Source organism: Pseudomonas sp. St290 (genome assembly GCF_018325805.1).
Lineage (GTDB): Bacteria > Pseudomonadota > Gammaproteobacteria > Pseudomonadales > Pseudomonadaceae > Aquipseudomonas > Aquipseudomonas bijieensis.
This window is the reverse complement of sequence record NZ_AP014703.1, coordinates 1,125,500-1,147,457: the sequence shown is the minus strand read 5'-3', so window position 1 is coordinate 1,147,457 and position 21,958 is coordinate 1,125,500. Positions and strand designations below refer to the sequence as shown.

15 protein-coding genes, 1 pseudogene and 1 riboswitch are annotated in these 21,958 nt (G+C 61.5%); of the genes and pseudogenes, 9 read left to right on the top strand and 7 right to left on the bottom strand.

The window, feature by feature from the left end; genetic code table 11:
* Positions 1–429: 429 nt before the first annotated feature.
* Positions 430–1,425, top strand: coding sequence for a TRAP transporter substrate-binding protein (locus PBDP_RS04840; protein ID WP_176688611.1), 996 nt, complete (start codon positions 430–432; stop codon positions 1,423–1,425).
* 251 nt (positions 1,426–1,676) lie between these two features.
* Positions 1,677–3,581 (top strand): alkaline phosphatase D family protein, encoded by a 1,905-nt coding sequence (locus tag PBDP_RS04835; protein ID WP_212801891.1) that lies wholly within the window; start codon positions 1,677–1,679, stop codon positions 3,579–3,581.
* Between the two features lie 130 nt (positions 3,582–3,711).
* On the opposite strand, the gene PBDP_RS04830 is transcribed toward PBDP_RS04835, so the two are convergent.
* The 5 genes from PBDP_RS04830 to PBDP_RS04810 form a co-directional block, all read right to left on the bottom strand.
* Positions 3,712–4,212: a methylated-DNA--[protein]-cysteine S-methyltransferase gene (locus PBDP_RS04830; protein WP_212801890.1), complete on the bottom strand. Its 501-nt coding sequence runs from the start codon at positions 4,210–4,212 to the stop codon at positions 3,712–3,714.
* A 161-nt stretch (positions 4,213–4,373) separates the two neighbouring features.
* Positions 4,374–7,109 carry a winged helix-turn-helix domain-containing protein gene (locus PBDP_RS04825; protein ID WP_116831488.1) on the bottom strand — a complete coding sequence of 912 codons (2,736 nt, stop codon included), beginning with the start codon at positions 7,107–7,109 and terminating at the stop codon, positions 4,374–4,376.
* Positions 7,110–7,434: 325 nt separating this feature from the next.
* Complete coding sequence (locus PBDP_RS04820) at positions 7,435–8,799, bottom strand: DUF1329 domain-containing protein (RefSeq protein ID WP_109753569.1); 1,365 nt, start codon at positions 8,797–8,799, stop codon at positions 7,435–7,437.
* Positions 8,800–8,824: 25 nt separating this feature from the next.
* Complete coding sequence (locus PBDP_RS04815; protein ID WP_212801889.1) at positions 8,825–10,690, bottom strand: DUF1302 domain-containing protein; 1,866 nt, start codon at positions 10,688–10,690, stop codon at positions 8,825–8,827.
* 331 nt (positions 10,691–11,021) lie between these two features.
* Positions 11,022–12,704, bottom strand: a complete 1,683-nt coding sequence (locus PBDP_RS04810; RefSeq protein WP_116831486.1) for a fatty acid--CoA ligase — start codon at positions 12,702–12,704, stop codon at positions 11,022–11,024.
* Positions 12,705–12,974: 270 nt separating this feature from the next.
* Between PBDP_RS04810 and PBDP_RS04805 the strand changes: the two genes are divergently transcribed.
* Positions 12,975–13,889: a glycosyltransferase family 2 protein gene (locus PBDP_RS04805; RefSeq protein WP_109753565.1), complete on the top strand. Its 915-nt coding sequence runs from the start codon at positions 12,975–12,977 to the stop codon at positions 13,887–13,889.
* Positions 13,886–14,503 carry a CatB-related O-acetyltransferase gene (locus PBDP_RS04800; protein ID WP_212801888.1) on the top strand — a complete coding sequence of 206 codons (618 nt, stop codon included), beginning with the start codon at positions 13,886–13,888 and terminating at the stop codon, positions 14,501–14,503. Before PBDP_RS04805 ends, PBDP_RS04800 begins: the two co-directional genes overlap by 4 nt.
* A gap of 45 nt (positions 14,504–14,548) precedes the next feature.
* Here PBDP_RS04800 and PBDP_RS04795 read toward each other — a convergent pair whose 3' ends face one another.
* Positions 14,549–15,178 carry a LysE family translocator gene (locus tag PBDP_RS04795; protein ID WP_060739142.1) on the bottom strand — a complete coding sequence of 210 codons (630 nt, stop codon included), beginning with the start codon at positions 15,176–15,178 and terminating at the stop codon, positions 14,549–14,551.
* A 297-nt stretch (positions 15,179–15,475) separates the two neighbouring features.
* Here PBDP_RS04795 and PBDP_RS04790 point away from each other — a divergent pair, with 297 nt between their 5' ends.
* The 3 genes from PBDP_RS04790 (at position 15,476) to PBDP_RS04780 (ending at position 18,320) form a co-directional block, all read left to right on the top strand.
* Positions 15,476–16,441 (top strand): 2-hydroxyacid dehydrogenase, encoded by a 966-nt coding sequence (locus PBDP_RS04790; RefSeq protein WP_212801887.1) that lies wholly within the window; start codon positions 15,476–15,478, stop codon positions 16,439–16,441.
* 34 nt (positions 16,442–16,475) lie between these two features.
* On the top strand, positions 16,476–17,474 hold the full coding sequence (locus PBDP_RS04785; RefSeq protein ID WP_212801886.1) for a methyltransferase: 999 nt from the start codon (positions 16,476–16,478) through the stop codon (positions 17,472–17,474).
* Between the two features lie 50 nt (positions 17,475–17,524).
* Positions 17,525–17,647: riboswitch (yybP-ykoY riboswitch) on the top strand.
* An 88-nt stretch (positions 17,648–17,735) separates the two neighbouring features.
* A complete protein-coding gene (locus PBDP_RS04780; RefSeq protein ID WP_109753561.1) occupies positions 17,736–18,320 on the top strand; it encodes a TMEM165/GDT1 family protein in 585 nt (194 codons plus the stop codon).
* Between the two features lie 126 nt (positions 18,321–18,446).
* Here PBDP_RS04780 and PBDP_RS04775 read toward each other — a convergent pair whose 3' ends face one another.
* Positions 18,447–19,262, bottom strand: a complete 816-nt coding sequence (locus PBDP_RS04775) for a M48 family metallopeptidase (RefSeq protein ID WP_109753560.1) — start codon at positions 19,260–19,262, stop codon at positions 18,447–18,449.
* 218 nt (positions 19,263–19,480) lie between these two features.
* On the opposite strand from PBDP_RS04775, the pseudogene PBDP_RS30245 reads away from it, so the two are divergent.
* Both PBDP_RS30245 and PBDP_RS30240 read left to right on the top strand, forming a co-directional pair.
* A pseudogene (locus PBDP_RS30245) lies at positions 19,481–20,761 on the top strand (methyl-accepting chemotaxis protein); the annotation flags it as partial.
* 15 nt (positions 20,762–20,776) lie between these two features.
* The gene (locus PBDP_RS30240) at positions 20,777–21,619 is read left to right on the top strand and encodes a methyl-accepting chemotaxis protein (RefSeq protein ID WP_371925589.1); all 843 of its coding nucleotides are present in this window, start codon (positions 20,777–20,779) and stop codon (positions 21,617–21,619) included.
* The last annotated feature ends 339 nt before the right edge of the window (positions 21,620–21,958 follow it).

The following is a 21,958-nucleotide window of genomic DNA, read 5'->3' as shown; positions in this document are numbered from 1 at the left end:
TTGTATGTCGTCATACAACGTGACGGATTATTCTGACGTTTCACGTAGACTGTCAACACACAAACTCAATAAAAATTACGGACAACAGCGATTCCTCACGCAAATGAGGTTATTTTTCTTGAAGTGAATCTAGAATGTCGTCATACCACAAAGCAAAAATGATACGACTCTTCGCGGGAGGGCCGCGACGACTGGAAGACGGGAAACCTGTGGGAGCGAGCCGGCTCGCGATAGCGGTCTGTCTGGGTCGGTGATGTTGGATGTGCAGCCGTCATCGCGAGCAAGCTCGCTCCCACAGAGGGCGGCAGCGGGCACTGGATCTGTGAATCGTTCGTCGGGTGATTTTTCCCCTAGACTTGTTGCTGTTTGCTGTACGCCGGGCTTCGAAGAGGCCCGTACGATAAATACAAATGCAAAGGGAATTTCGCAATGCTCAAACCTGTGTGGAAAGCACTCGCCTGCACTCTGGCTTTCGGGGCGTGGGGCACGCTCATGGCCGCTGAGCCGATCGTCATCAAATTCTCCCACGTGGTGGCCGAACAAACGCCCAAGGGCCAGGGCGCGTTGATGTTCAAGAAGCTGGTGGACGAACGACTGCCGGGCAAGGTGAAGGTCGAGGTGTATCCCAACTCCACGCTGTATGGCGATGACAAGGAGTTGGAAGCCTTGCTCCTTGGAGAGGTGCAGATCATTGCGCGGTCGCTGGCCAAGTTCGATCAGTACACCAAGACCGTGCAATTGTTCGACTTGCCGTTCCTGTTTGACGACATCAACGCTGTGGACCGTTTTCAACAGAGCCCCGAAGGCCAGAAGTTGCTCAAGTCCATGGAAAGCAAGAACATTACCGGCCTGGCCTATTGGCATAACGGCATGAAGCAGCTATCGGCCAACAAGCCCCTGCGCCAGCCCGAGGATGCCCGCGGCCTGACGTTCCGGATACAGACCTCCGCGGTGCTGGAGGAGCAGTTCAAAGCGGTGGAAGCCAACGCCAAACCGATGATTTTTTCGGTGGTGTACCAGGGTTTGCGCACCGGTTTGGTCAACGGCACGGAAAACACCTATTCGAACTTCTACAACCAGAAGCTCAATGAAGTACAGAAATACGTCACCGAGTCCAACCACGGCGTCCTCGATTACATGCTCATCACCACGTCGGACTTCTGGAACGGCCTGCCGCCGGATATCCGCAGCGAACTGGACAAGATCGTGGTCGAATCCACCGCCTATGCCAACAAGGAAGCGGAACGATTCAACCAGCAGGACAAGCAGCATGTGCTAGACGCCAAGACCACCGAGATCATTGCCCTCACGCCGCAGGAGCGTAATGCCTGGCGCGACAAGATGAAACCGGTGTGGGCCAAGTTCGAAAATCAGATCGGGCCGGACTTGATCAAGGCGGCCGAGGCTTCCAACAAGGCCCAGTGATGTACCAAGGCCGGGGATACTTGATGCCCCCTGTGGCGAGGGGATTTATCCCCGTTGGGGTGCGCAGCGCCCCTAAAATCTGACACTGCGATGTACCTGCATAATTGCCGGGGGGCTGCTTCGCAGCCCAGCGGGGATAAATCCCCTCGCCACAGAAGCGGGATCATCGCACGTTGAACCTACCGTCCCCAGCAACCCGGCACATTGCGCTATGATCCCCGCCTCGCCCTGAACAGAGCTTTTTCCCGCGAATGCTGCCGTCCACTCCCGACACCATCCCTCTGCCCCCCGTCCTGGTCGGCCCGCTGTTACGGCGGCTGGAGCCTGCGCGCCTGGTGATGTGGCTGGTGGGGACGCAAGCGTTGGCGTTGACGCTACGCATTGACGGTGTCGGCGACCTGGCACTGGATGCGTCGCGCTGCACCGTGGTGCCGGTGGGGCAGCGGGCGTTTGTGCACTTGATCGATGTGATGCTCGACACTCCCCTGCCCCAGGACGTGGCGATTGACTACGACCTGCTGGTGGACGGCACCCCCATCGCCGAGTGGGCACCACATCTGTTGTATGACGGCGCACAATGCCCGAACTTCATGTTGCACTCGCGCATCGAGCAATTGGTCCACGGCTCCTGCCGCAAACCCCACTACCCGGCCAACGACGGCCTGCTTTGCGTCGACCGGCTGTTGGCGCAAGCCCCGGCACAACGCCCGGCCCTGCTGATGATGAGCGGCGACCAAGTCTATGCCGACGACGTCGCCGGACCCATGCTGCGGGCGATCCATGGGCTGATCGAGCGCTTGGGGCTGTTCGAGGAATGCCTTGAGGGTGCCGTGGTGCAAGACAGCGCCAAGCTCTATCGACACCCGGCCAGTTATTACCATCGCGCCGATCTGTTACCGGCACTGGAAAGCAACGAAACCCTGCGCGAGCGATTTTTCGGTGGGGCACGCAAGCCGATTTTCACCAGCAGCAGCGCCGACAATCACCTGGTGACCTTCGCCGAAGTCATGGCAATGTACCTGCTGGTGTGGTCGCCGGTGCCCTGGACACTGATCGCCGTGCAGCCGCCCGAACTGACCGTCGAACGGCGCCAGCGCTACGACCTGGAACAGCGACGCATCGATGCGTTCAAGACCGGGCTGGGCGGCGTGGCGCGGGTGTTTGCGCACTTGTCGTGCCTGATGATTTTCGATGACCATGACATTACCGATGACTGGAACCTGTCCGCACAGTGGGAGGAAACGGCCTACGGTCATCCATTCTCCAAACGCATCATCGGCAACGCCTTGATCGCCTACATGCTCTGCCAGGGCTGGGGCAACAACCCCGATGCCTTTGCGGACGTGCTCCCGCAAACCCTGGCCCTGAGCAACACCGCCCGGGACCGCTACCTCGACAGCGAACCCCAGGACAAACTGATCGACACCCTGCTGGGGTTCCAGCGCTGGCATTACGTGTTGCCAAGCACCCCGGCCCTGGTGGTGCTCGACACTCGTACCCGCCGCTGGCGCAGCGAGAACAACCTCAAGCAGCCTTCCGGCCTGTTGGATTGGGAGGCCTTGAGCGAGTTGCAGCAGGAGTTGTTGGACCATCCGTCAGCGATCATCGTCTCACCGGCACCGATCTTCGGCGTGAAGCTGATCGAAACCGTGCAGCGGGCGTTCAGTTGGTGCGGTTATCCGCTGTTGGTGGATGCGGAAAACTGGATGGCCCATCGCGGCGCGGCCCAGGTGATCCTGAACATTTTCCGCCATTCGCGTACCCCCGGTAATTACGTGGTGCTGTCAGGGGACGTGCATTATTCCTTTGTCTACGAAGTGTTGATCCCACACCGCAAGGGCGGTCCGCGTATCTGGCAGATCACCAGCAGCGGCATCAAGAATGAATTCCCGCCCGTGCTGCTGGAATGGTTCGATCGCCTGAACCGCTGGCTCTACTCGCCGCGTTCGCCCCTGAACTGGTTCACCAAGCGCCGGAGCATGCGCATCGTCCCCCACACCCCGGAACACGCCGAAGCGGGCGAACGGTTGTGGAACAGCGCCGGTATTGGCCAAGTGTTTTTCAATGACCAGGGCCAGCCCGCGCAAATCTACCAGCACAATGCCAACGGCCAGCCACCGACGCGAATGTTGCCACCGAAACCACCGCAACCCTGAAGAACACTCGGACAACTGTGGGAGCGAGCCTGCTCGCGATGACGGCGGCACAGTCGACATCATCAGTAACTGACCCACCGCTATCGCGAGCAGGCTCGCTCCCACAGGGGATTGGGGGAGTGTCCAAAACTCAGAACGCCAATTGCAGGGACTGCTGGCCTTCCAGCCTCAGGAGGAACTGTTTGGCCGCCAGGCCGCCAGCAAAGCCGGTGAGGCTGCCGGAGCTGCCGATGACCCGGTGGCAAGGGGCGATGATCGAGATGGGGTTGCGGCCATTGGCGGCGCCGACGGCCCGAACCGCCGTCGGTTGGCCGATCTGGATGGCGATGTCGCGGTAGCTGCGGGTTTCTCCGAAGGGGATGGACAACAGGGCCTGCCAGACCCGGATCTGGAAATCAGTGCCCGCGAAGTCCAGCTCCAGCTCGAAACGACGGCGCTGGCCGGCGAAGTATTCGAGCAACTGACGCTCGGTTTCCTTGAGGACCGGATGCTGAATGTCCTCCTCCAACGGCCCGAGGCGCACCCGATTGAGCCGCTCGTTTTCCCACAGGATGGCCGCCAGTCTTGTCTCCCGGGCGACGAGGATCAGTTGGCCGACGGGGGATGGGATGGTTTTGTACAGAGGCAACATCGGGGGATCCTTATCAAAGCCTTTGTGGCGAGGGAGCTTGCTCCCGCTGGGTTGCGAAGCGACCCTAAACTTGGCACCGCGGTGTGTCAGATTATCAGTTGGGGCTGCTTCGCAGCCCAGCGGGAGCAAGCTCCCTCGCCACAGGGTTCTCACCGGCCCCGTCAGCTCAACAACCCCAACGCCTTCGCCCGCGCCACCGCTTGGGTGCGGCGCTCCACGCCGAGCTTGCTGTTGATGTGGCTGGCGTGAGTCTTGACGGTGTGCAGCGAGATGAACAATTGCTCGCTGATCTCCTGGTTCGAGCAACCTTGGGCAATCAGTTGCAACACCGCCCGCTCGCGACTGCTGAGGGTTTCCACGGGCGCCGTCGGGTCGGCAGGCTGGGCCGCCGTCGAGGGAAGGCGTTCGAGCAGATGATCGCGCAAGGAACTGGGTGGTGCGTGCAGCAGTTGTTCGCGCAACCATTCACGGTGCTCGCCGAACAACCATTCGAAAGGTTGCAACACGCCGCCGCTGGCGGCTTCGAAAGCCTGGGCCAGGGTCCGTCGGGCTTCGGGTTCGCGCCCGATACTCAGCAGCAAGGCGACTTTCTGGTTGAGGGCCATCACGCTGAGCATCTGCCGGCCGGTTTGTTGACCGTGTTCAAGCAAGGCATCGAGCCGTCCTTGGGCGAGCATCGGTTGACCCCGGATGGACTCCAGCACCGCCTGCTGCAGTTCCACATGCAAGGGCAGTTGCGGGTGGAATTCCGGTGGCGCGGCAGCCCGCTCGCCCGTGTAGGTCTGGCCCAGACGGGCCAGCCAGGCGTCCGCCAGGTCGGTGCGCCCCTGGGCCAGCCAGAGTTCGCATTTGACCAGGGTGATCATCGCCAGATAGTAGATCGGCGGAACGTCCCAGATGTGCATCAGGCGCTCGGCCTCAGCCAGTTCGGCGAAGGCACGGGCGAACTCGCCACGGTAGCCCTCGATGCGCGCAATCACGCAATGACCGATCAGCACGCTGATGTCGCGGCAGGCGCGGGCTTCGGTGAGGCCCGCCTGCAACCGCGCAAGGCCGGCCTGGGGTTGCATGCGCAAGGTCAGCAGGAAACCTTCGTACATGATCAACCGCGCCCGCACCGCATAGAGCCGCTGGGGCGACAGCGCGTGCAAACGTTGCAGGCCCTGGTGCACTTCATCCAGCGCCCGCAGGATCTCTCCCCGCGCTTGCAAGACCCGGGCACGATCGTAATGGGCCAGGGCCTCGAACAGTGGGTTGCCGACCCGCTGCGCCAGCTCCAGGGAGTCACGGTTCAGGTTCCGCGCACGCCACAGGTCGCCGTCGGCAATCGCCAGGTTCGACAGCGTGGACAGGCACATCAGGCGCTGGCCGTAGCGTTTATGGGGCAGGCTCTCCAGGGCTTCGCTGCAATAACGCACGGTGGCCTCGCGATCCCCGCGGCCACGGGCGACAATCCCACTCAGGGCCAGCCATTGGGCGAGCATGGATTTTTGCGCGGTGGCCGAAGGGGCCGGCAGGAAACGACTCAAGTGCGCCGCCAGCTCTTCGGCCGCGTCCAGTTGGCAGGCCAGGCCCAACGCCCAGCTATAGAGCACGATCAGCCGCGGGGTGCTGATGAGCAGGCTGTCGGGCAAGTCCATTTTCCAGCGCAGCAACATGCCGACGTTCTGTTCGGCCAGCAGTTGCTCCTCCGAGAGGTTCTGCACCAGGTTCGCCGCCACGTCCAGGTGCCCGGCCCGCAGGGCCTGTTCCACGGCTTCGTCGATCAGGCCCTGGGCGTTGAACCAGCGACAGGCCCGCAGATGCAGGGTCGCGGCCGGCACCATGGCCGGCGCACTGGGACGACTGCGCAGAAGGTCGGAAAACAGGTGGTGGTAACGGTACCAATGACCGTGCTCGTCCAGCGGCACCAGGAACACCTGGTGGGCCGCCAGGTAACGCAGGATTTCGGCGCTGTCATGGGCCTCGCGCACCGCGTCGCACAGTTCGCTGCAAAAGCGTTCCTGGGGGGCCGTGTCGTAGAGAAACGCCTGGACCTCGGTGGGCAGGCAGTCGATAACCTCTTCGAGCAGGTAATCGCGAATCAGCCCTTCACCACCGTGCAGGGCCTGGGGCAGCAAACCTTCGGTCCCGGCTTCGGAAGCGGCGAGCAGCCAGAAACGCAGCCCGGCCACCCAACCTTCGCTACGCTGGATGAGGTTTTCCAGCGCCTCACCGCGCAACGAACTGCTGTGATGCTGGAGCAGGGTCAGGGCTTCGTCATGAGTCAGGCGCAGGTCTTGCTCATTGAGTTCGAGCAGTTGCCGGGACAGGCGCAGGCGCGCCAAATGCCAGTCCGGGCGCTGACGGCTGGTGACGAGCACCAGCAGACCGTCGGGCAGGTGATTGAGGAAAAACTGTAGGCAGCGATCCAGCACCTGGCTTTGCGCCAGGTGGTAGTCGTCGAGGACCAACAGCAAGGGTTCGCGGGGCGATAAATGCGTGGACAATTCGTCCAGCAGACCGTCGAGCCATTCTTCGAAGGCGAACGGTTGATGGCGCTGGCGCATTTTCAGCAGCCCCAGTGCCCGACCGCCCAGTTGCGGGAAAAACGCCTGGAGCCCTTCGAGTAGCCGTTCCAGGAAACGCCCGGGGTCGTTGTCCCGGGCGCTGAGCCCCAGCCAGAGGCTCTGCCAATGGGCCGGCAGACCCTGGCAGAACTCCACCGCCAGGGAGCTTTTACCGAACCCCGCCGGGGCACTGACCAACAGCAACCGCCCGCCGAGCCCTGCGCTCAAACGCTCGCACAACCGCGGCCGCACAACGTGACCGTCGGGCAAGGGCGGGCGGTAGAAGCGCCCGTCCTGTACCGCGATGGCTGCGCGGGCAGAATCCGGAAGTGAAGACAAATCAGTCATGGCCGGCTCTTGTTGAAATGCGGGTGGCGGCGTTGCAGATGTCCGCAGACTAGCGGTAAACGAGGACGTATTGAAGGGAGTGCTACAAATGGCTACAAAAAGACTACAAGCCGATTGACTTGAAAAATTCAGGCAGCCACCGCTCTTGTGGCGAGGGAGCTTGCTCCCGCTGGGTGGCGAAGCCGCCACAAAAAAGCGATGAGCGCTTCGCACTCAAGCGGGAGCAAGCTCCCTCGCCACAGGTTTTGTGTTGACTGATCGAGCAAAAAAACGCCCCGAACCAGTCGGGGCGTTGTTTCGAGGATGCGGCCTCGGGTGCAGCGGTTTAGCGGATGCCGTCCTGGCGCAATGCGTTCGGAGTGAAGTCGGCAGTGGTAGCGGTGAAGCCGAAGTCGTAGGCCGATTTCTCTTCGTTCTTCATGCCCAGTGCCAGGTAGCGGCCGGACTGCAGGTCGTAGAGGGTTTCCAGGGCGTACCACGGCACTTGCTTGTCGTAGTAGTTCTCGGCATGGGCCTCGGCCACGCGCCACAGTTGGCCACGGCCGTCGTAGTGGTCGATCACCGCGGCTTGCCAAGTGTCTTCGTCGATGTAGAAGTCACGCTTGGCGTAGATGTGGCGCTGGCCTTCCTTCAGGGTCGCGGTCACATGCCAGACACGACGCAGCTCGTAGCGGGTCAGGTCCTGGTTGATGTGGCCGGCCTTGATGATGTCGGCGTACTTGAGTTGTGGCGAATCGATCCTGTAGCTGTTGGCAGCGATGTATAGCTCTTTCTTGCCTTCCAGCTTCCAGTCGTAGCGGTCCGGCGCACCGTTGTACATGTCCAGGTTGTCGGAGGTACGCAGGCCGTCGGCCGCCGTGCCCGGGCCGTCATAGGACACTTGCGGGGCACGGCGCACACGGCGCTGGCCAGCGTTGTAGACCCACGCCGAACGCGGCTCCTTCACTTGGTCGAGGGTTTCGTGCACCAGCAGCACGCCACCGGCCAGGCGTGCCGGCGCGGTCACTTGCTGCTTGAAGTAGAACAGGATGTTGCCAGGGTTGGCCGGATCGAAATCCTTCATTTTGTCGCGGAACACGAATTGGTCGCGGAAGTACACCAGGCTGTACGAACCGTTGGGCTGCGGGGTGGCCTGGGTGACCAGGCGTGTCACGCTGCCGCCACGATAGCGGGTGATGTGGTTCCAGATGACTTCCACGCCACTCTGGGGAATCGGGAACGGCACGGCCGTCTCGAAGTTTTCCAGGCCGTTGCCGCCGGACACCAGCTTGGTGTTGACCGCGTTTTTCTTGATGGAGGCGAACACCTCGTCCGGCACGGTGGCGCCGCGATGGGTCGGGTAGACCGGCATCTTGAAGGTTTCCGGGTAGCGCTTGAACATCGCGTACTGGCCCGGGGCGAGTTTGGCCTTGTACTGCTCGACGTTCTGCGCCGTGATGGTGAACAGCGGTTTTTCCGTCGGGAATGGATCGGCGAGGAAGCCCTTGCTGTCCACGGCACCGGCATTCTTGGCCATGGGTTTCCAGGCCGAGATCGAGCCGTCGGCATTGCCGGCCATCTCGGCGCCCATCGGCGTCAGGCTCTTGCCCAGTTTGTCGGCCTCGGCGGCGGGTACTGCCGCCATGACGCTGGCGGCCAGCAGGGATAGCCCCAGAACACCGACCTGCAACAGATTCTTTGTTATTTTCATAGTGTGTCGTCCTGAAATTCGGTGCTTAGAAGGTCACGCCGACGCTGAGCGCCAGGAAGTCACGATCGTCCACGGTACTGAAGTCGCCACCAAAGAAGTTGGTGTAGGCCAGGCTGGCGTTGTAGGTGTTCTGGTACTCGGCATCCAGCCCGAGGCTGACGGCTTTGCGGCCTTCTTCGAAGTTGCCGCCAGGGCCTGGCGAGTAACCCTTGACGTCATGGGACCAGGCCACGTTGGGCTTGAGGTTCACACCGGCGAAGACGTCCGGGTATTCCCAGATGGCGCGAGCGCGGTAGCCCCAGGACGTGGAGGTGGTGAAGCCGTCGTTGTTGCAGTTGCTGTTCACGTCGTTGATGGTCTGGCCGCCACCTGTGGCGGTAGCGCCGTTGAGCCTGTCACAGGCTCCGGCGGGCAGTTGACCCGGGCCAAAGACAGGGTCACGACCGTAGCGAAGGTCCGACTTGCTTTCCAAGCCTCCAACATGGGTAACGCCGACTTCACCTACCAGTGTGAGGCGACTGGCGCCCATGACCTGATCCAAGAAGTGAGTGAAGGTGGTCTGGAACTGAGTGATTTCCTTGCGGCGATAACCATGCAGATCCTGGCCTGGCACACCCGTAAGCAGCGAAGCATTGCCCAACGTAGGACCACCGAGCGGGCGAACGCCGGCGAACAGGATATCGGTGGTGCTCAATTGCACCGGTGCATTCGGGCGATAGCTCAACTCACCGCTCCACGCCGTACCGGTAGGCAGCGTGGTGGAAAAGCTCAGGCCGTAGAGTCGAATGTCTTCCGGGTATTCAACAAAATAGTTGGAGTTGCCCGCCACGATCAGCGGTGCCAATTGACCAAAGAGAGGCGCGCTGTTGTAAACCGACTGAGGAGCACCGGTAGCACTGAAAATCGGCGCACGGCTGTGGTAGTTCATGAAGTAGGCACCGAACTCGGTATCCAGCGGTTCGAACATGTACTTCAACGATGCACCCCACTGGCCGCTGTCGCGGGCGTCACGGTCCGGGCCACGCCGTACCAGCACACCTTCTTCGTTGATGTCGACGCCCTGACCTTCCAATATCGGGAGAACGATGCCCGGGAACGGAATGCTTGAACGCTTGTTCAGCACCCGCAGGTTATCGGTACACCCATCGGCAATCACATCCGGCTGGGAGAAGAACGTACCGCAGTTATCCACCACGGTCTGGTCCCATTCAATCTGGTAGAACGCCTCGGCCGACAGGTTGTCGGTCAGGCTCTGGGAGACGTAGAACATGTTGACCGGGATCAGGCCTTCCTTGATCTCGGCACCAGGGCGACGGAACGCGGACACGTCGACCGGGTTGATGGAGTTGATGCCGCCCTGGATGAAGGTACTTTCACCCCAGCTGACCACTTGCTTGCCCAGGCGGACCGAACCCGGCTGATCGGCAATGGCGTAGTTGTGGTAGACGAATGCGTCGAGGATCTGCCCGCCGGAGGACTTGGCGCCTTCCTTGCGGTTGCTGTCGCTGATGTCCTTGTACAGGCGGTGTTCGTCCTTGAGTTCGAAGTCGTACCAGTACTTGCCGCGCACGAACACGCCGGTATCGCCGTATTTCAGCTCCAGGTCATGGATGCCCTTGAAGATCTTCGAGAAGGTTTCCCCTCGCTTGAAGTTCAAGTGACCGTCGTCGGAGGTCTGCGACAGGCCCTTGCCACCATTGTTGACACCGATCAGGTCCTTGTTGGCGTTGGCCGTGGACCAGCTCGCGCCGACCGACAGGGACGAGTCGAACTGGCCCTCGATTTCACCGATGTTGAAACTGACGCCGAATGCTGGCCCGGCGAGCGAAGAGGCGAGACTGACCGCCAGAGGCAGTTTTGCCCGGCGCCAGAACGTGGTTGCTGAGGTCATCGACGCTACTCCATGTGCATTATTGTTATGGCAGTGGACATTTCAAGAACACCTCGATGGCTGGGAGCGGCAGCGTCCCGACATCCATCAAGGTCGCATCGCCCTTTCGTGCGTGCGCCCCGTTCTTGAGAATCCGTGAGCGGACTATAGCCAGCAGGTAGTACGGCTTGATCCCTCTAAAGTGTGATTTGCAGCCCTCGACCACTCTGGAACAGTCCTTTCGCCAGGCCGACAGATGCCGGCACGGCAAGGATGGCTGAAATTTGCGGTTTGACAAGGCAAGCGCTTGCTTGGTGGGGCTGCCGTGCCCTTTCGGGCACGGCAAAAAGGCCTAAAGCGTGGACAGGAAGGTGCTGTTGTTGCTCTGCCATTCGGTGATGTCGACGCGGATGCGCTTCTTGTCGAGCTTGCCGACGCTGGTCTTGGGAATTTCAGTAACAAGGGCGATCTGGCTCGGGATCGCCCACTTGCTCAGGTGCCCCAGCTCGACGAACGGCTTGAGGTGTTCCTTGAGCTCACGAGCCCCGATCTCATGCCCTTCGCGAATCACCAGCAAGGCAAACGGCCGCTCGCCCCACTGCGGATCGGGGATGCCGACCACTGCTACTTCGCGTACCGCCACGTGACGGCTGATGAGGTCCTCCAGGTCCAGGGAGGAGATCCATTCGCCACCGGTCTTGATCACGTCCTTGATGCGGTCACGGATGTCGATGAAGCCCATGTTGTCCAGGGTGGCGACGTCACCGGTGTGCAGCCAGCCGCCGGCCCAGAGCTCGGCGCCCTTCTGCGGCTCGTTGAAGTAACCCTCGGTGAGCCACGGCGCGCGCAGCACCAGTTCGCCCTGGGTCTCGCCGTCGGCCGGCAGGAAGCGGCCCTCGCTGTCGACGATCGCCGCTTCCACCAATGGCCCCGGCACGCCGGCCTTGATCCGGTAGGTGGTGCGTTCGTCCTCGCTGCCGGCCATCAACTCGTCGTTGAGGTGGGCGCAGGACACCAGCGGGCCGGTTTCCGACATGCCATAGGCGGCGGTGAGCTGGATGCCCCGGGCCTTGGCCGCTTCGTACAGGCTGCGGTTCAGCGCGCTGCCACCGATGACGATTTTCCAGCCGCCGAAATCGGTGTCCTGGGCGCCCTTGGCATTGAGGACCATCTGCAGGATGGTCGGCACGCAATGGGAAAAGGTGACCTTTTCCTTGCGCCACAGCTGGACCAGGAATTCGGGGTCGTAGCGACCCGGGTAGACCTGCTTGAGCCCGAGCATGGTCGCCACGTACGGCAGACCCCAGGCATGGACATGGAACATCGGCGTAATGGGCATGTACACGTCGTTGGTGCCCAGCAGCCGCACGCTGTCGATGGAGCCCATGATGGTCGCCACGCCCATGGTGTGCAGCACCAGTTGCCGATGGGTGAAATACACGCCCTTGGGGTTGCCCGTGGTGCCGGTGGTGTAGAACGTGGTGGCGACGGAGTTTTCGTCGAAATCCTGGAAGTCGTAGGTGGGGGCGGCGGCGGCCAGCAGTTGCTCGTATTCACCCACCAGGTTCGGCAGGTCAGCGGTTTTTTCCGGCAGGTCGGTCAGCAGCAGGGTCTTGTCCACCGTGGTCAGGTGCCCGGCAATCGCCTGGTACAAACCGACGAACTCGCTGTTGACCAGCACGAAGCGGTCCTCGGCGTGGTTCATGGTGTAGACGATCTGCTCCGGTGACAGGCGCACATTGATGGTGTGGATCACCGCGCCGATCATCGGGATCGCGAACATGCACTCCAGGTAGCGATGGCTGTCCCAGTCCATCACCGCCACGGTATCACCGGCCTTGACCCCGGCTTCGGTCAGCACATTGGCCAGCCGCGCGACCCGCTCTATCAACGTCGGATAGCTGTAGCGCAACTGGTCACGGTAGATGATCTCGCGGGTTTTCTCGTAACGCGTGCCGGACATCAGCAGCCGCTTGATCAGCAGCGGGTATTGATAGGCGCCTTCGGCTGGAGGAATAACGCGAGTCTGCAACATAAGAGTCCCTTTTCTGACTGCACGGTCTTGGCTGGAAGCAAGCACTCTAGAGCGCTTATACACGGATCAAATCAGCCAAAGGAATGATTTGATTCGCGCGCAAATACTAGCCTTGAGCCATCTTCCCCCCGGGTTTCGCAAGCATTGCGTAACCAAACCTTGTCAGAACGGGATCCAACAGCGAGCATAGGTGTCACGCTTGTTACAAAAGCCTGTGGGGGAAATGCCCTGGCAGGTGCCCAGCATGCCACCACTTTTTGACAGAAAATAATGAACACCGAACCGACCTCTTCCCAGGCCACCGTGCCTCAGGGCGCGCCGCTTGTGTCGATCGTGGCCCCCTGCTACAACGCCGGAAAATACCTGGAAGAAGCGATCCACAGCCTCTTTGCCCAGGATTACCCGAACATTGAGGTCATCGTGGTCGACGACGGCTCCACCGACGACAGCCTCGCCATGCTCCGGCAGTTGCAGCAAACCTACGATTTCCAGCTCTACGCCCAGGAGAACCAGGGCGTGAGCGCGGCGCTCAACCACGGGCTGAAGTATGCCAAGGGCACGTACGTAGCGACCCCGGACCTTGACGACGTGATGTTGCCCCATTCGATCCGGGTCCGCGCCCACTACCTGGACGAACATCCGCAGGTGGGCTGCGTCGGCGCGCTGATCGTCTACATGGACAGCGAAGGCCGGACCATCAAGGAGCAACAGCACGATCACCTCCAGGTACATACCTTCGATGACCTGCTGCGCAACGCCGCCGTCATCGGCGCGCCCACGGCCCTGTACCGTATGAGTGCCCTGCGGGACGCCGGTTTTTATGATCCGCAGCTAAGGGTCCAGGATTTCCAGATCACCCTGCGGATCGCCCACCAGGGTTATGAAATCCATGAACTACCGATCTGCGTCACGCGCTATCGGCGCCACCCCAATAACCTGTCGAGAAAATACCGCTTGATGCTCAAGACGGACCTGCAGGCCATCGAGCCCTATCGGGACCACCCAGGCTACGAGTCGGCCCGCACGGTACTGGTGCACAAAGCACTGAAGTACGCCGTGGTCGAAGACCGCAAAGAAGCCTGGCAACTGTTGCGCAGCATCCCCTGGCGCCACTGGAACAAAACCAGCTTCAAGCGCCTCAGGCGGCTGGTCTTGCGATTGCCGATGACAAGGACCAAATCATGAAGTTCTTGCAGAAATTCAAGGAGCGCAAAGTACGAAAGCACCTCAAGCGCCTGGAAAAACTCGAACGAGCGCCGGAAAAAATCCGCCTGCGCTATCCGAAATACCAGGTTGGGGTGGGTACGTATGGCATTCCCGAGGTGATGGAGTTCGGCGACGACACGGTCCTCAAGGTCGGCTCTTATACGTCGATCGCCGAAGGGGTGAAGATACTGTTGGGTGGTGGGCATCGCACCGACTGGGTCAGCACGTTTCCATTCCCGCGGATGATCGACGAAGCCCGGGATATTCCTGGTAGCTACTCGACCAAAGGCGACGTGGTGATTGGCAGCGACTGCTGGATCTGCGCTGAAGCGATGATCCTGTCGGGCGTGACCATCGGCCATGGCGCCGTGGTCGCGGCCGGCGCGGTGGTGATACGCGATGTCGAGCCTTACGCCATGGTGGGTGGCAATCCGTGCCGGTTCATTCGCTGGCGTTTCGACGAGCCGGTGCGTCAGGCCCTGCTTGAGTCGGCCTGGTGGGAATGGCCGATGGAAGAGGTCAAGGCGGTGTCGCCACTGCTGTGCAATGACAACATCGACGCCTTCCTGGATTACGTCCGCCAACGGCATTGATCGCCCCACATTCGCGTGGTGCGATCAAAGGAAAGACCGAAACGGTCAGTGCGCCTCGGTAAACGCCAGCTTCACTCCAATGGCGACGAGCACCGCGCCCATGGTCCGGTCGAACCAGTGACCCATGCGCGCGAAACCGGCGCGCACCCGTTGCTGGCTGAACAGCAGCGCCACCAGGCAGAACCAGACGGCCGTGGCGACCGCCAGGTACACGCCGTAACCGGCCTGGATCGCCAATGGCGTATGGGGGTTGATCACCACAGTGAACAGCGACAGGAAAAACAGCGTCGCCTTGGGATTCAGGCCATTGGTGACGAAGCCCGAAATGAACGCGCCACGGGCGGTCCGTTCACCGACTTCCTTGTGCAGGTTTTCCTCGGCCGGCTTGGCCGGTTGCGCCCGCAGTGCCTTGAAGCCGATGTACAGCAGGTACGCGGCGGCGGCCCACTTCAGCGCGTTGAACAGCACGATCGATTGCGACACGATCAGGCCGATGCCCAGCAACGAATAGCCCACATGCAGGAAAATCGCCGTGCCGACGCCCAGCGCCGTCCAGGTGCCGGCGCGCCGGCCATGGGTCACGCTTTCACGTACCACCACGGCAAAATCCGGCCCGGGGCTGGCAACGGCGAGCAGGTGGATCAGGGCGACGGTGAGGAATTCGGTGAGGTACATGGTGGCGCTCCTTGGCTAGCTCGAATCTCAAAACAAACATCATTGTGTAGCAAATGAATCTGTGGCGAGGGGATTTATCCCCGTTGGGCTGCGGAGCAGCCCCAAGAAGCTTCAGACACTTCTTGTCTGACACACCCAGTGTTCAGGTTTCAGGGCTGCTTCGCAGCCCAACGGGGATAAATCCCCTCGCCACAAAGTTCTTCATAGGCCCCAACATTCGGGCCAAGCCATGGCTGTAACGCATCTGATAGGCTCGCCACATTACGCCTTCGGTTCTTGACATAAAAGGTACAGCTGATGACGAACACCGCCCGCGCAGTTTTCCTCGACCACCCTTCCCTGGACCTCGGCGACCTGGACCTGGGCCCGCTGCGCAGTTGCTTCAGCGACCTGCAACTGTTCGCCCGGACCACGCCGGATCAGGTCATCGAGCGGCTCAAGGGCGCCACCGTGGCGATCACCAACAAGATCGTGATCGATGCCCAGGCCATGGCGGCCAGCCCCGAACTGAAGCTGATCCTGATCAGTGCCACTGGCACCAATAACGTCGACTTGGAAGCCGCCCGCCGCCACGGCATCACGGTATGCAATTGCCAGGGCTACGGCACACCGTCGGTGGCCCAGCATACGATCATGCTGTTGCTGAACCTGGCGACGCGCCTGGCCGATTATCAAAAAGCGGTGGGCGAAGGTCGCTGGCAGCAGGCTTCGCAGTTCTGTCTGCTGGACTATCCGATTGTCGAACTGGAAGGCAAGACCCTGGGTCTGCTGGGCCATGGCGAACTGGGCAGCGCCGTCGGGCGGCTGGCCGAAGCCTTTGGCATGCGTGTGTTGCTGGGGCAGATCCCCGGGCGCCCGCCTCGCCCCGACCGTTTGCCATTGGAGCAATTATTGCCGCAAATCGATGCCCTGACCCTGCACTGCCCGCTCAACGAACACACCCGGAACTTCATCGGCGCCCGCGAGCTGGCGCTGCTCAAGCCGGGTGCGTTCGTGGTCAATACCGCCCGCGGTGGTCTGATCGACGAACAGGCCTTGGCCGAGGCGCTGCGCAGCGGTCACTTGGGCGGCGCCGCCACCGACGTGCTCAGCGTAGAGCCGCCGGTCCAAGGCAACCCGCTGCTGTCCAGCGATATCCCACGGTTGATCGTCACACCGCACAACGCCTGGGGCAGTCGCGAGGCGCGGCAACGGATCGTCGGTCAAATGAGCGAAAACGCCCAGGGCTTTTTCAGCGGTACAGCGCGGCGTGTCGTCAGTTGATAAACTGCCGCACTTTTTTTTCAAGGAGCAGACCATGGATCCGCGCAGTGAAGTACTGCTTCGTCAGGCCGAGTTATTCCAGGGCTCGGTGTTGTTGGCCGGCCTGCCCGCCGACGACCTGCTCGGCCGCTTGCCCGAGGCCCATGGCTGGTGCTGGCATGCCGGCGATCAGGCGGCGCTGGACGCGCGTTTTCCCGGGCGCAGCCACTTTGGCGTGAACGTCCCCGAGCTGGGGTTCGACACCGCCGTGGTGTTCCTGCCCAAGGCCAAGGACCTCACCGACTACCTCCTCAATGCCGTGGCCGCGCGCCTGGCCGGGCGCGAGGTGTACCTGGTGGGGGAAAAACGCAGCGGCATCGAAGGTGCGTCCAAGCAGCTCAACCCGTTCGGCAAGCCACGCAAGCTCGACAGCGCCCGGCACTGCCAACTGTGGCAAGTCACGGTCGCCAACGCGCCTGAGGCCAAGCCTCTGGAAAGCCTGGCCCAGACCTACGAGCTGCCCCTGGCCGAAGGCCCGTTGAAGGTCATCAGCCTGCCGGGGGTGTTCAGCCACGGTCGCCTGGATCGCGGCAGTGCGCTGCTGTTGGAGCACCTGGATAAACTGCCCAGCGGGCATTTGCTCGACTTCGGTTGCGGTGCCGGGGTGCTGGGGGCGGCGGTCAAGCGTCGCTATCCACACAACACCGTCACCCTGTTGGACGTGGACGCGTTCGCCGCCGCCAGCAGTCGCCTGACCCTGGCCGCCAATGGCCTGGAAGCCGAGGTGCTGACCGGTGACGGCATCGACGCCGCTCCCATGGGCTTGAGCGCGATCCTGAGCAATCCACCGTTCCATGTCGGCGTGCACACCGATTACCACGCCACGGAAAACCTGCTACGAAAAGCAGCCAAACATCTGAAAAATGGCGGCGAACTTCGGTTGGTGGCGAACAGTTTCCTCAAGTACCAGCCGTTGATCGAAGAGCATCTGGGCGTGTGTGCGATCAAGGCCGAAGGCCAAGGCTTTCGCATCTACCGAGCCAAGCGCGGCTGAAGCATTTTTAAGAAACAGCACTTGCCCAATCGGATTTGCCTAGGCAGAATCCGCTCCGTCCTAGGGGAGTAGTCTCCCGCGAGCGCCATGCTCGCCCGGCATACGTCAACATACTTGGTCAGCAGACCATGGCGTATGCGGCCCAAGCGTCCACGCAGATGGTCGCTGGGTTTGACAAGACCTATGACACGCACACCTTACCCGGGGCGGGAAGGTTGTACGTGTCATAGCCGTGTCGACCCGCCCCTTTAGGAACTCCTGATGCTGGACTCACTCCTCGTACCTACCGCTATCGTTGCGTTGGCCGAAATCGGCGACAAGACGCAATTGCTCGCGCTCATCCTGGCGGCTCGCTTTCGCAAACCCTGGCCAATCATCGCAGGCATCGTTGCCGCGACACTCGCCAACCATGCGGCAGCCGGCGCGGTCGGCGCCTGGGTCAGCGGTTTTTTCTCCGACGCGGTCTTGCACTGGATACTGGCGGCAAGCTTCACGGCCACGGCACTGTGGACCCTGGTCCCCGACAAGCTGGACGATGAAGAAACGAACACGGCCCGTAAGTTCGGACCGTTCCTGACCACGCTGATTGCGTTCTTCCTGGCGGAAATCGGCGACAAGACGCAGATCGCCACGGTGATGCTCGCTGCGCAATACCCGGAGTTGTGGCTGGTGATCATCGGTACCACGGTGGGCATGTTGATCGCCAACGTGCCGGTGGTCCTGGCCGGCAACTTCGCCGCCGAGAAACTACCCCTTACCTTGATCCGCCGCCTGGCCGCCTCGGCATTCTTCGTCCTGGCGATCGTGGCGGTGTACAAGGCGATGCAGAGTAGTGGGTGGGTTTGACCCTGTGTCACACCTTGGGCTGAGGATAACTGTGGGAGCATAGCTTGCTCGCGATAAACGATGACGCGGTCTGATTGACGTCTGCGCCACCCCTGTCGCGAGCAAGCTTTGCTCCCACAACAATGCTTACTTCTTGGCCTGCTGATACAGCGGCATCACCTTCGGAATCGCCGCCTGCAACGAAGCGATACGGCTGCTCGACGAAGGGTGGGTACTCATGAACTCCGGCGGCGCGCCTTCCGAGGCCTTGGCCATCTTGTTCCACAAGGTGATCGCGGCGTTCGGGTCGTAGCCGGCGCGGGCAGCCAGTTCGAGGCCGATCAGGTCGGCTTCGTTCTCGTTGCCACGGCTGTTGGGCAAGGTCATGCCGTAGTTGGCGACGGTGTCGGCCAACGCCAGGCTGTCCTGGCCCAGGCCGAACAAGGCGCCAGCGCCCTGCTTGGCCATCTCGATGCCATAGGCCTTGGACATCGCTTCGCGCCCGTGCTCGCGCAGGGCGTGGGCGATTTCGTGGCCCATGATCGCGGCAATCTCAGCGTCGGTCAGCTTCAACTGGTCGATCAGGCCGGTGTAGAACATGATCTTGCCGCCAGGGCCGCAATTGGCGTTGAGTTCATCGCTCTTGATCAGGTTCACTTCCCAGTTCCACTGCGCCGAATCCGGGCGGAACACCGGTGCCTGGGCGATCAAGCGGTCGGCAATGACCTGGATGCGCTTGGCATCGTTGCTGGTCTTGTCCAGCGCGCCCTGGGCGCTCGCCTCACCCATCGTCTTTTGGTAGGACTGGGCGTACATCTGGTTGACCTGCTCGGTCGACAGCATGCTGAACATATACTGCTTGCGCTCCACGCCCACGGCTCCGCCGCTGGTGGTATTGACCGACTGGCAACCGGCGAGCAGCAGAGCCGCGCTCAGAGCACTCACCATCAATGTCTTGTTCATGTAAAAGAAGCTCCCTGGAAACGTGGGCGTATCCTAGGCCTTGATTTGTATCGGCGCCAGATACACAACGAGCGATTACAGATTTTTCGGACAGGGCCTACCCAGTTCATTTGCGACACCCACGCAGCTAAAACAGTCAACCGACGAACAGCGCCTCATGCCGCGCCACAGAAACGCCGATAAAGACTCCAGACGTCATTTCCGCGTCCGGAGCCTTTATGAAATTCAGATCGATCCAGTTTTCCGTGGCCGCCCTGGCCGGTGCCATCGTGCTCAGCGTGGTCGGCGCCCTTGTGCTGTACGCACTGTTTGCCGGCGCCCGCACCCAAGAGATGGTGCAACAGCGAACCACGGCGCAGTTCGAACAACTCATCGAACAACGCCTCAGTGCCTTGGCGCGCACCCAGGCCAGCCTGATCCAGCGGGAACTGGAAGCACCGCTGCTGCTCGCCCGTGGCCTGGCCACCAGCAACGCCTTGATGGGCATGAACGGCGCGGACGGCAACCCGCAATTGAAGGTGCCCCGCGAGCAAATGATCAGCCTGTTGCGCGAAACCGTGGTACGTAACCCGAAGATCCTCGGCGCCTACATCGCCTGGGAGCCGAATGCCATCGACCACGATGACGCCAATTATGTGAACAGTCAGGTGTTGGGCATGGAAACCAACGGGCGTTTCCTGCCTTGGTGGTTTCGTAACCAGGACGGCTCCCTGGGCCTGGAAAAACTCGCCGACGTGACCGACCAGAAACTGCTCTCCACCGGCATCCGCGCCAGTGAGTACTACCTGTGCTCCCAGGACAGCAAGAAAGCCTGCGTGATCGACCCGGCGCCCTATCGCGTTGGCAACACGATGACCATGCTCGCCTCGTTCATCGAACCGATCATGATCGATGGCAAGTTCCAGGGCATCGTCGGTGCCGACCTGTCGGTGAACTTCATCCAGGACATGCTCGTGGCCGCCGACGGCAAGCTGTACGACGGCGCCGGGGAAATGGCCTTGCTCTCGAGCAACAACCGGCTGGTGGCCTTCACCAAGGACCCGAGCAAACTCGGGGAAAAGGCCAGCGACCTGCTGGATGCCAGTGAACTGGATAACCTCGCCAAGCTTGGCATTGGCGAGGTGCGCTATGACATCGACGAAGAACACGGGCATATCGAGGTGTACATGCCGTTCGGCATCGGCGAGACCAACGCCCGCTGGACGTTGATGCTGCAACTGCCGCTGAATGCGGTCATGGCCGACCTGCAAGCCCTGCAAAAAGACCTCGACCATCAGCGCCAGGCCGATATCTTCGGCATGGCGATGGTGGGCCTGGTGATTGCCGGCATCGGTCTGCTGGTGATCTGGCTGGTGGGCCACGGCATTGCCCGGCCACTCAAGCAAATGGTGGCGATGCTCGATGACATCGCCCAGGGCGAAGGCGACCTGACCCGGCGCCTGGTCAGCGACCGCGCCGATGAACTGGGAGCGATCGCCAGGGGCTTCAACACGTTCCTGAGCAAATTGCAGGGCATGATCACCCAGGTGGTGACTTCGGTGCAGAGCGTCAGCGACTCATCGGAGCACACGGCCGATATCGCGATCCGCACCAACCAGGGCGTGCACAAGCAGATGTCTGAGATCGATCAGGTCGCCACTGCCGTGCACGAAATGACCACTACCGCCCAGGACGTGGCCCGCAACGCGACCCAAGCCGCCCAGGCCGCCAGTCATGCAGACCAGGCCGCCAGCCAGGGCATGCAGATCGTGCGGGACACCTCCACTTCCATCGGTGCCCTGGCCGTGGAAATCGGTAAGGCAGTGGGTGTGGTGCAGACCCTGGCCAAGGACAGCGAGAACATCAACGCGATCCTCACCGCCATCCGTGGGATCGCCGAGCAGACCAACCTGCTGGCCCTCAACGCCGCCATCGAAGCCGCACGGGCCGGTGAACAGGGCCGTGGCTTCGCGGTGGTCGCCGATGAAGTGCGCAACCTGGCACAGAAGACGCAGCAGGCGACCGAAGAAATCCAGGCGATGATCCAACAGTTGCAACAAGGCACCCGGGACGTGGTGCGCGTGATGGAAGATAGCCAGCACCGTACCGATGAAAGCGTGCAGCATGCGGCGAAAGCGGCCCAGGCCCTGGAAACGATCACCCAGGCCGTGTCGGTGATCAACGACATGAACACCCAGATCGCCAGTGCCGCCGAAGAACAAAGCGCCGTCGCCGATGATATCAACCGCAACGTGATCAACATCGGGCAAGTGGCGAACGAGGTGGCCAGCGGTGCCGACGAGTCCAGCGCGGCCAGCGCCGGGCTGACCAAACTGGCAGAGCAGCAGCGGCGGTTGATCAATCAGTTCAGGGTCTGATCCAAAGGCCTCATCGCGAGCAGGCTCGCTCCCACAGGGGATTTGCGGTGGAATTCCAACCTTGCTACCCCCCCAAAAAACTGTGGGAGCAAAGCTTGCTCGCGATAGCGTCAGGTCAGCCGACATTGAGGTGACTGACACACCGCCTTCGCGAGCAAGCCCGCTCCCACAGGGGATTTGCGGTGGAATGTCGACCTTGCGAACACCCCAAAACAACTGTGGGAGCAAAGCTTGCTCGCGATAGCGTCAGGTCAGCCGACATTGAGGTGACTGACACACCGCCTTCGCGAGCAAGCCCGCTCCCACAGGGGGATTTGCAGTGGAATGTCGACCTTGCGA

Excerpts from the sequence above, each read along its gene's own strand:
- PBDP_RS30240 (WP_371925589.1), top strand. The coding sequence starts at position 20,777 with ATGATCACCCAGGTGGTGACTTCGGTGCAGAGCGTCAGCGACTCATCG.
- PBDP_RS04830 (WP_212801890.1), bottom strand. The coding sequence starts at position 4,212 with ATGTTGCCTCTGTACAAAACCATCCCATCCCCCGTCGGCCAACTGATC.
- PBDP_RS04785 (WP_212801886.1), top strand. The coding sequence starts at position 16,476 with ATGGATCCGCGCAGTGAAGTACTGCTTCGTCAGGCCGAGTTATTCCAG.
- PBDP_RS04820 (WP_109753569.1), bottom strand. The coding sequence starts at position 8,799 with ATGAAAATAACAAAGAATCTGTTGCAGGTCGGTGTTCTGGGGCTATCC.
- PBDP_RS04795 (WP_060739142.1), bottom strand. The coding sequence starts at position 15,178 with ATGTACCTCACCGAATTCCTCACCGTCGCCCTGATCCACCTGCTCGCC.
- PBDP_RS04790 (WP_212801887.1), top strand. The coding sequence starts at position 15,476 with ATGACGAACACCGCCCGCGCAGTTTTCCTCGACCACCCTTCCCTGGAC.
- PBDP_RS04810 (WP_116831486.1), bottom strand. The coding sequence starts at position 12,704 with ATGTTGCAGACTCGCGTTATTCCTCCAGCCGAAGGCGCCTATCAATAC.
- PBDP_RS04775 (WP_109753560.1), bottom strand. The coding sequence starts at position 19,262 with ATGAACAAGACATTGATGGTGAGTGCTCTGAGCGCGGCTCTGCTGCTC.
- PBDP_RS04835 (WP_212801891.1), top strand. The coding sequence starts at position 1,677 with ATGCTGCCGTCCACTCCCGACACCATCCCTCTGCCCCCCGTCCTGGTC.
- PBDP_RS04825 (WP_116831488.1), bottom strand. The coding sequence starts at position 7,109 with ATGACTGATTTGTCTTCACTTCCGGATTCTGCCCGCGCAGCCATCGCG.
- PBDP_RS04780 (WP_109753561.1), top strand. The coding sequence starts at position 17,736 with ATGCTGGACTCACTCCTCGTACCTACCGCTATCGTTGCGTTGGCCGAA.
- PBDP_RS04815 (WP_212801889.1), bottom strand. The coding sequence starts at position 10,690 with ATGACCTCAGCAACCACGTTCTGGCGCCGGGCAAAACTGCCTCTGGCG.
- PBDP_RS04805 (WP_109753565.1), top strand. The coding sequence starts at position 12,975 with ATGAACACCGAACCGACCTCTTCCCAGGCCACCGTGCCTCAGGGCGCG.
- PBDP_RS04840 (WP_176688611.1), top strand. The coding sequence starts at position 430 with ATGCTCAAACCTGTGTGGAAAGCACTCGCCTGCACTCTGGCTTTCGGG.
- PBDP_RS04800 (WP_212801888.1), top strand. The coding sequence starts at position 13,886 with ATGAAGTTCTTGCAGAAATTCAAGGAGCGCAAAGTACGAAAGCACCTC.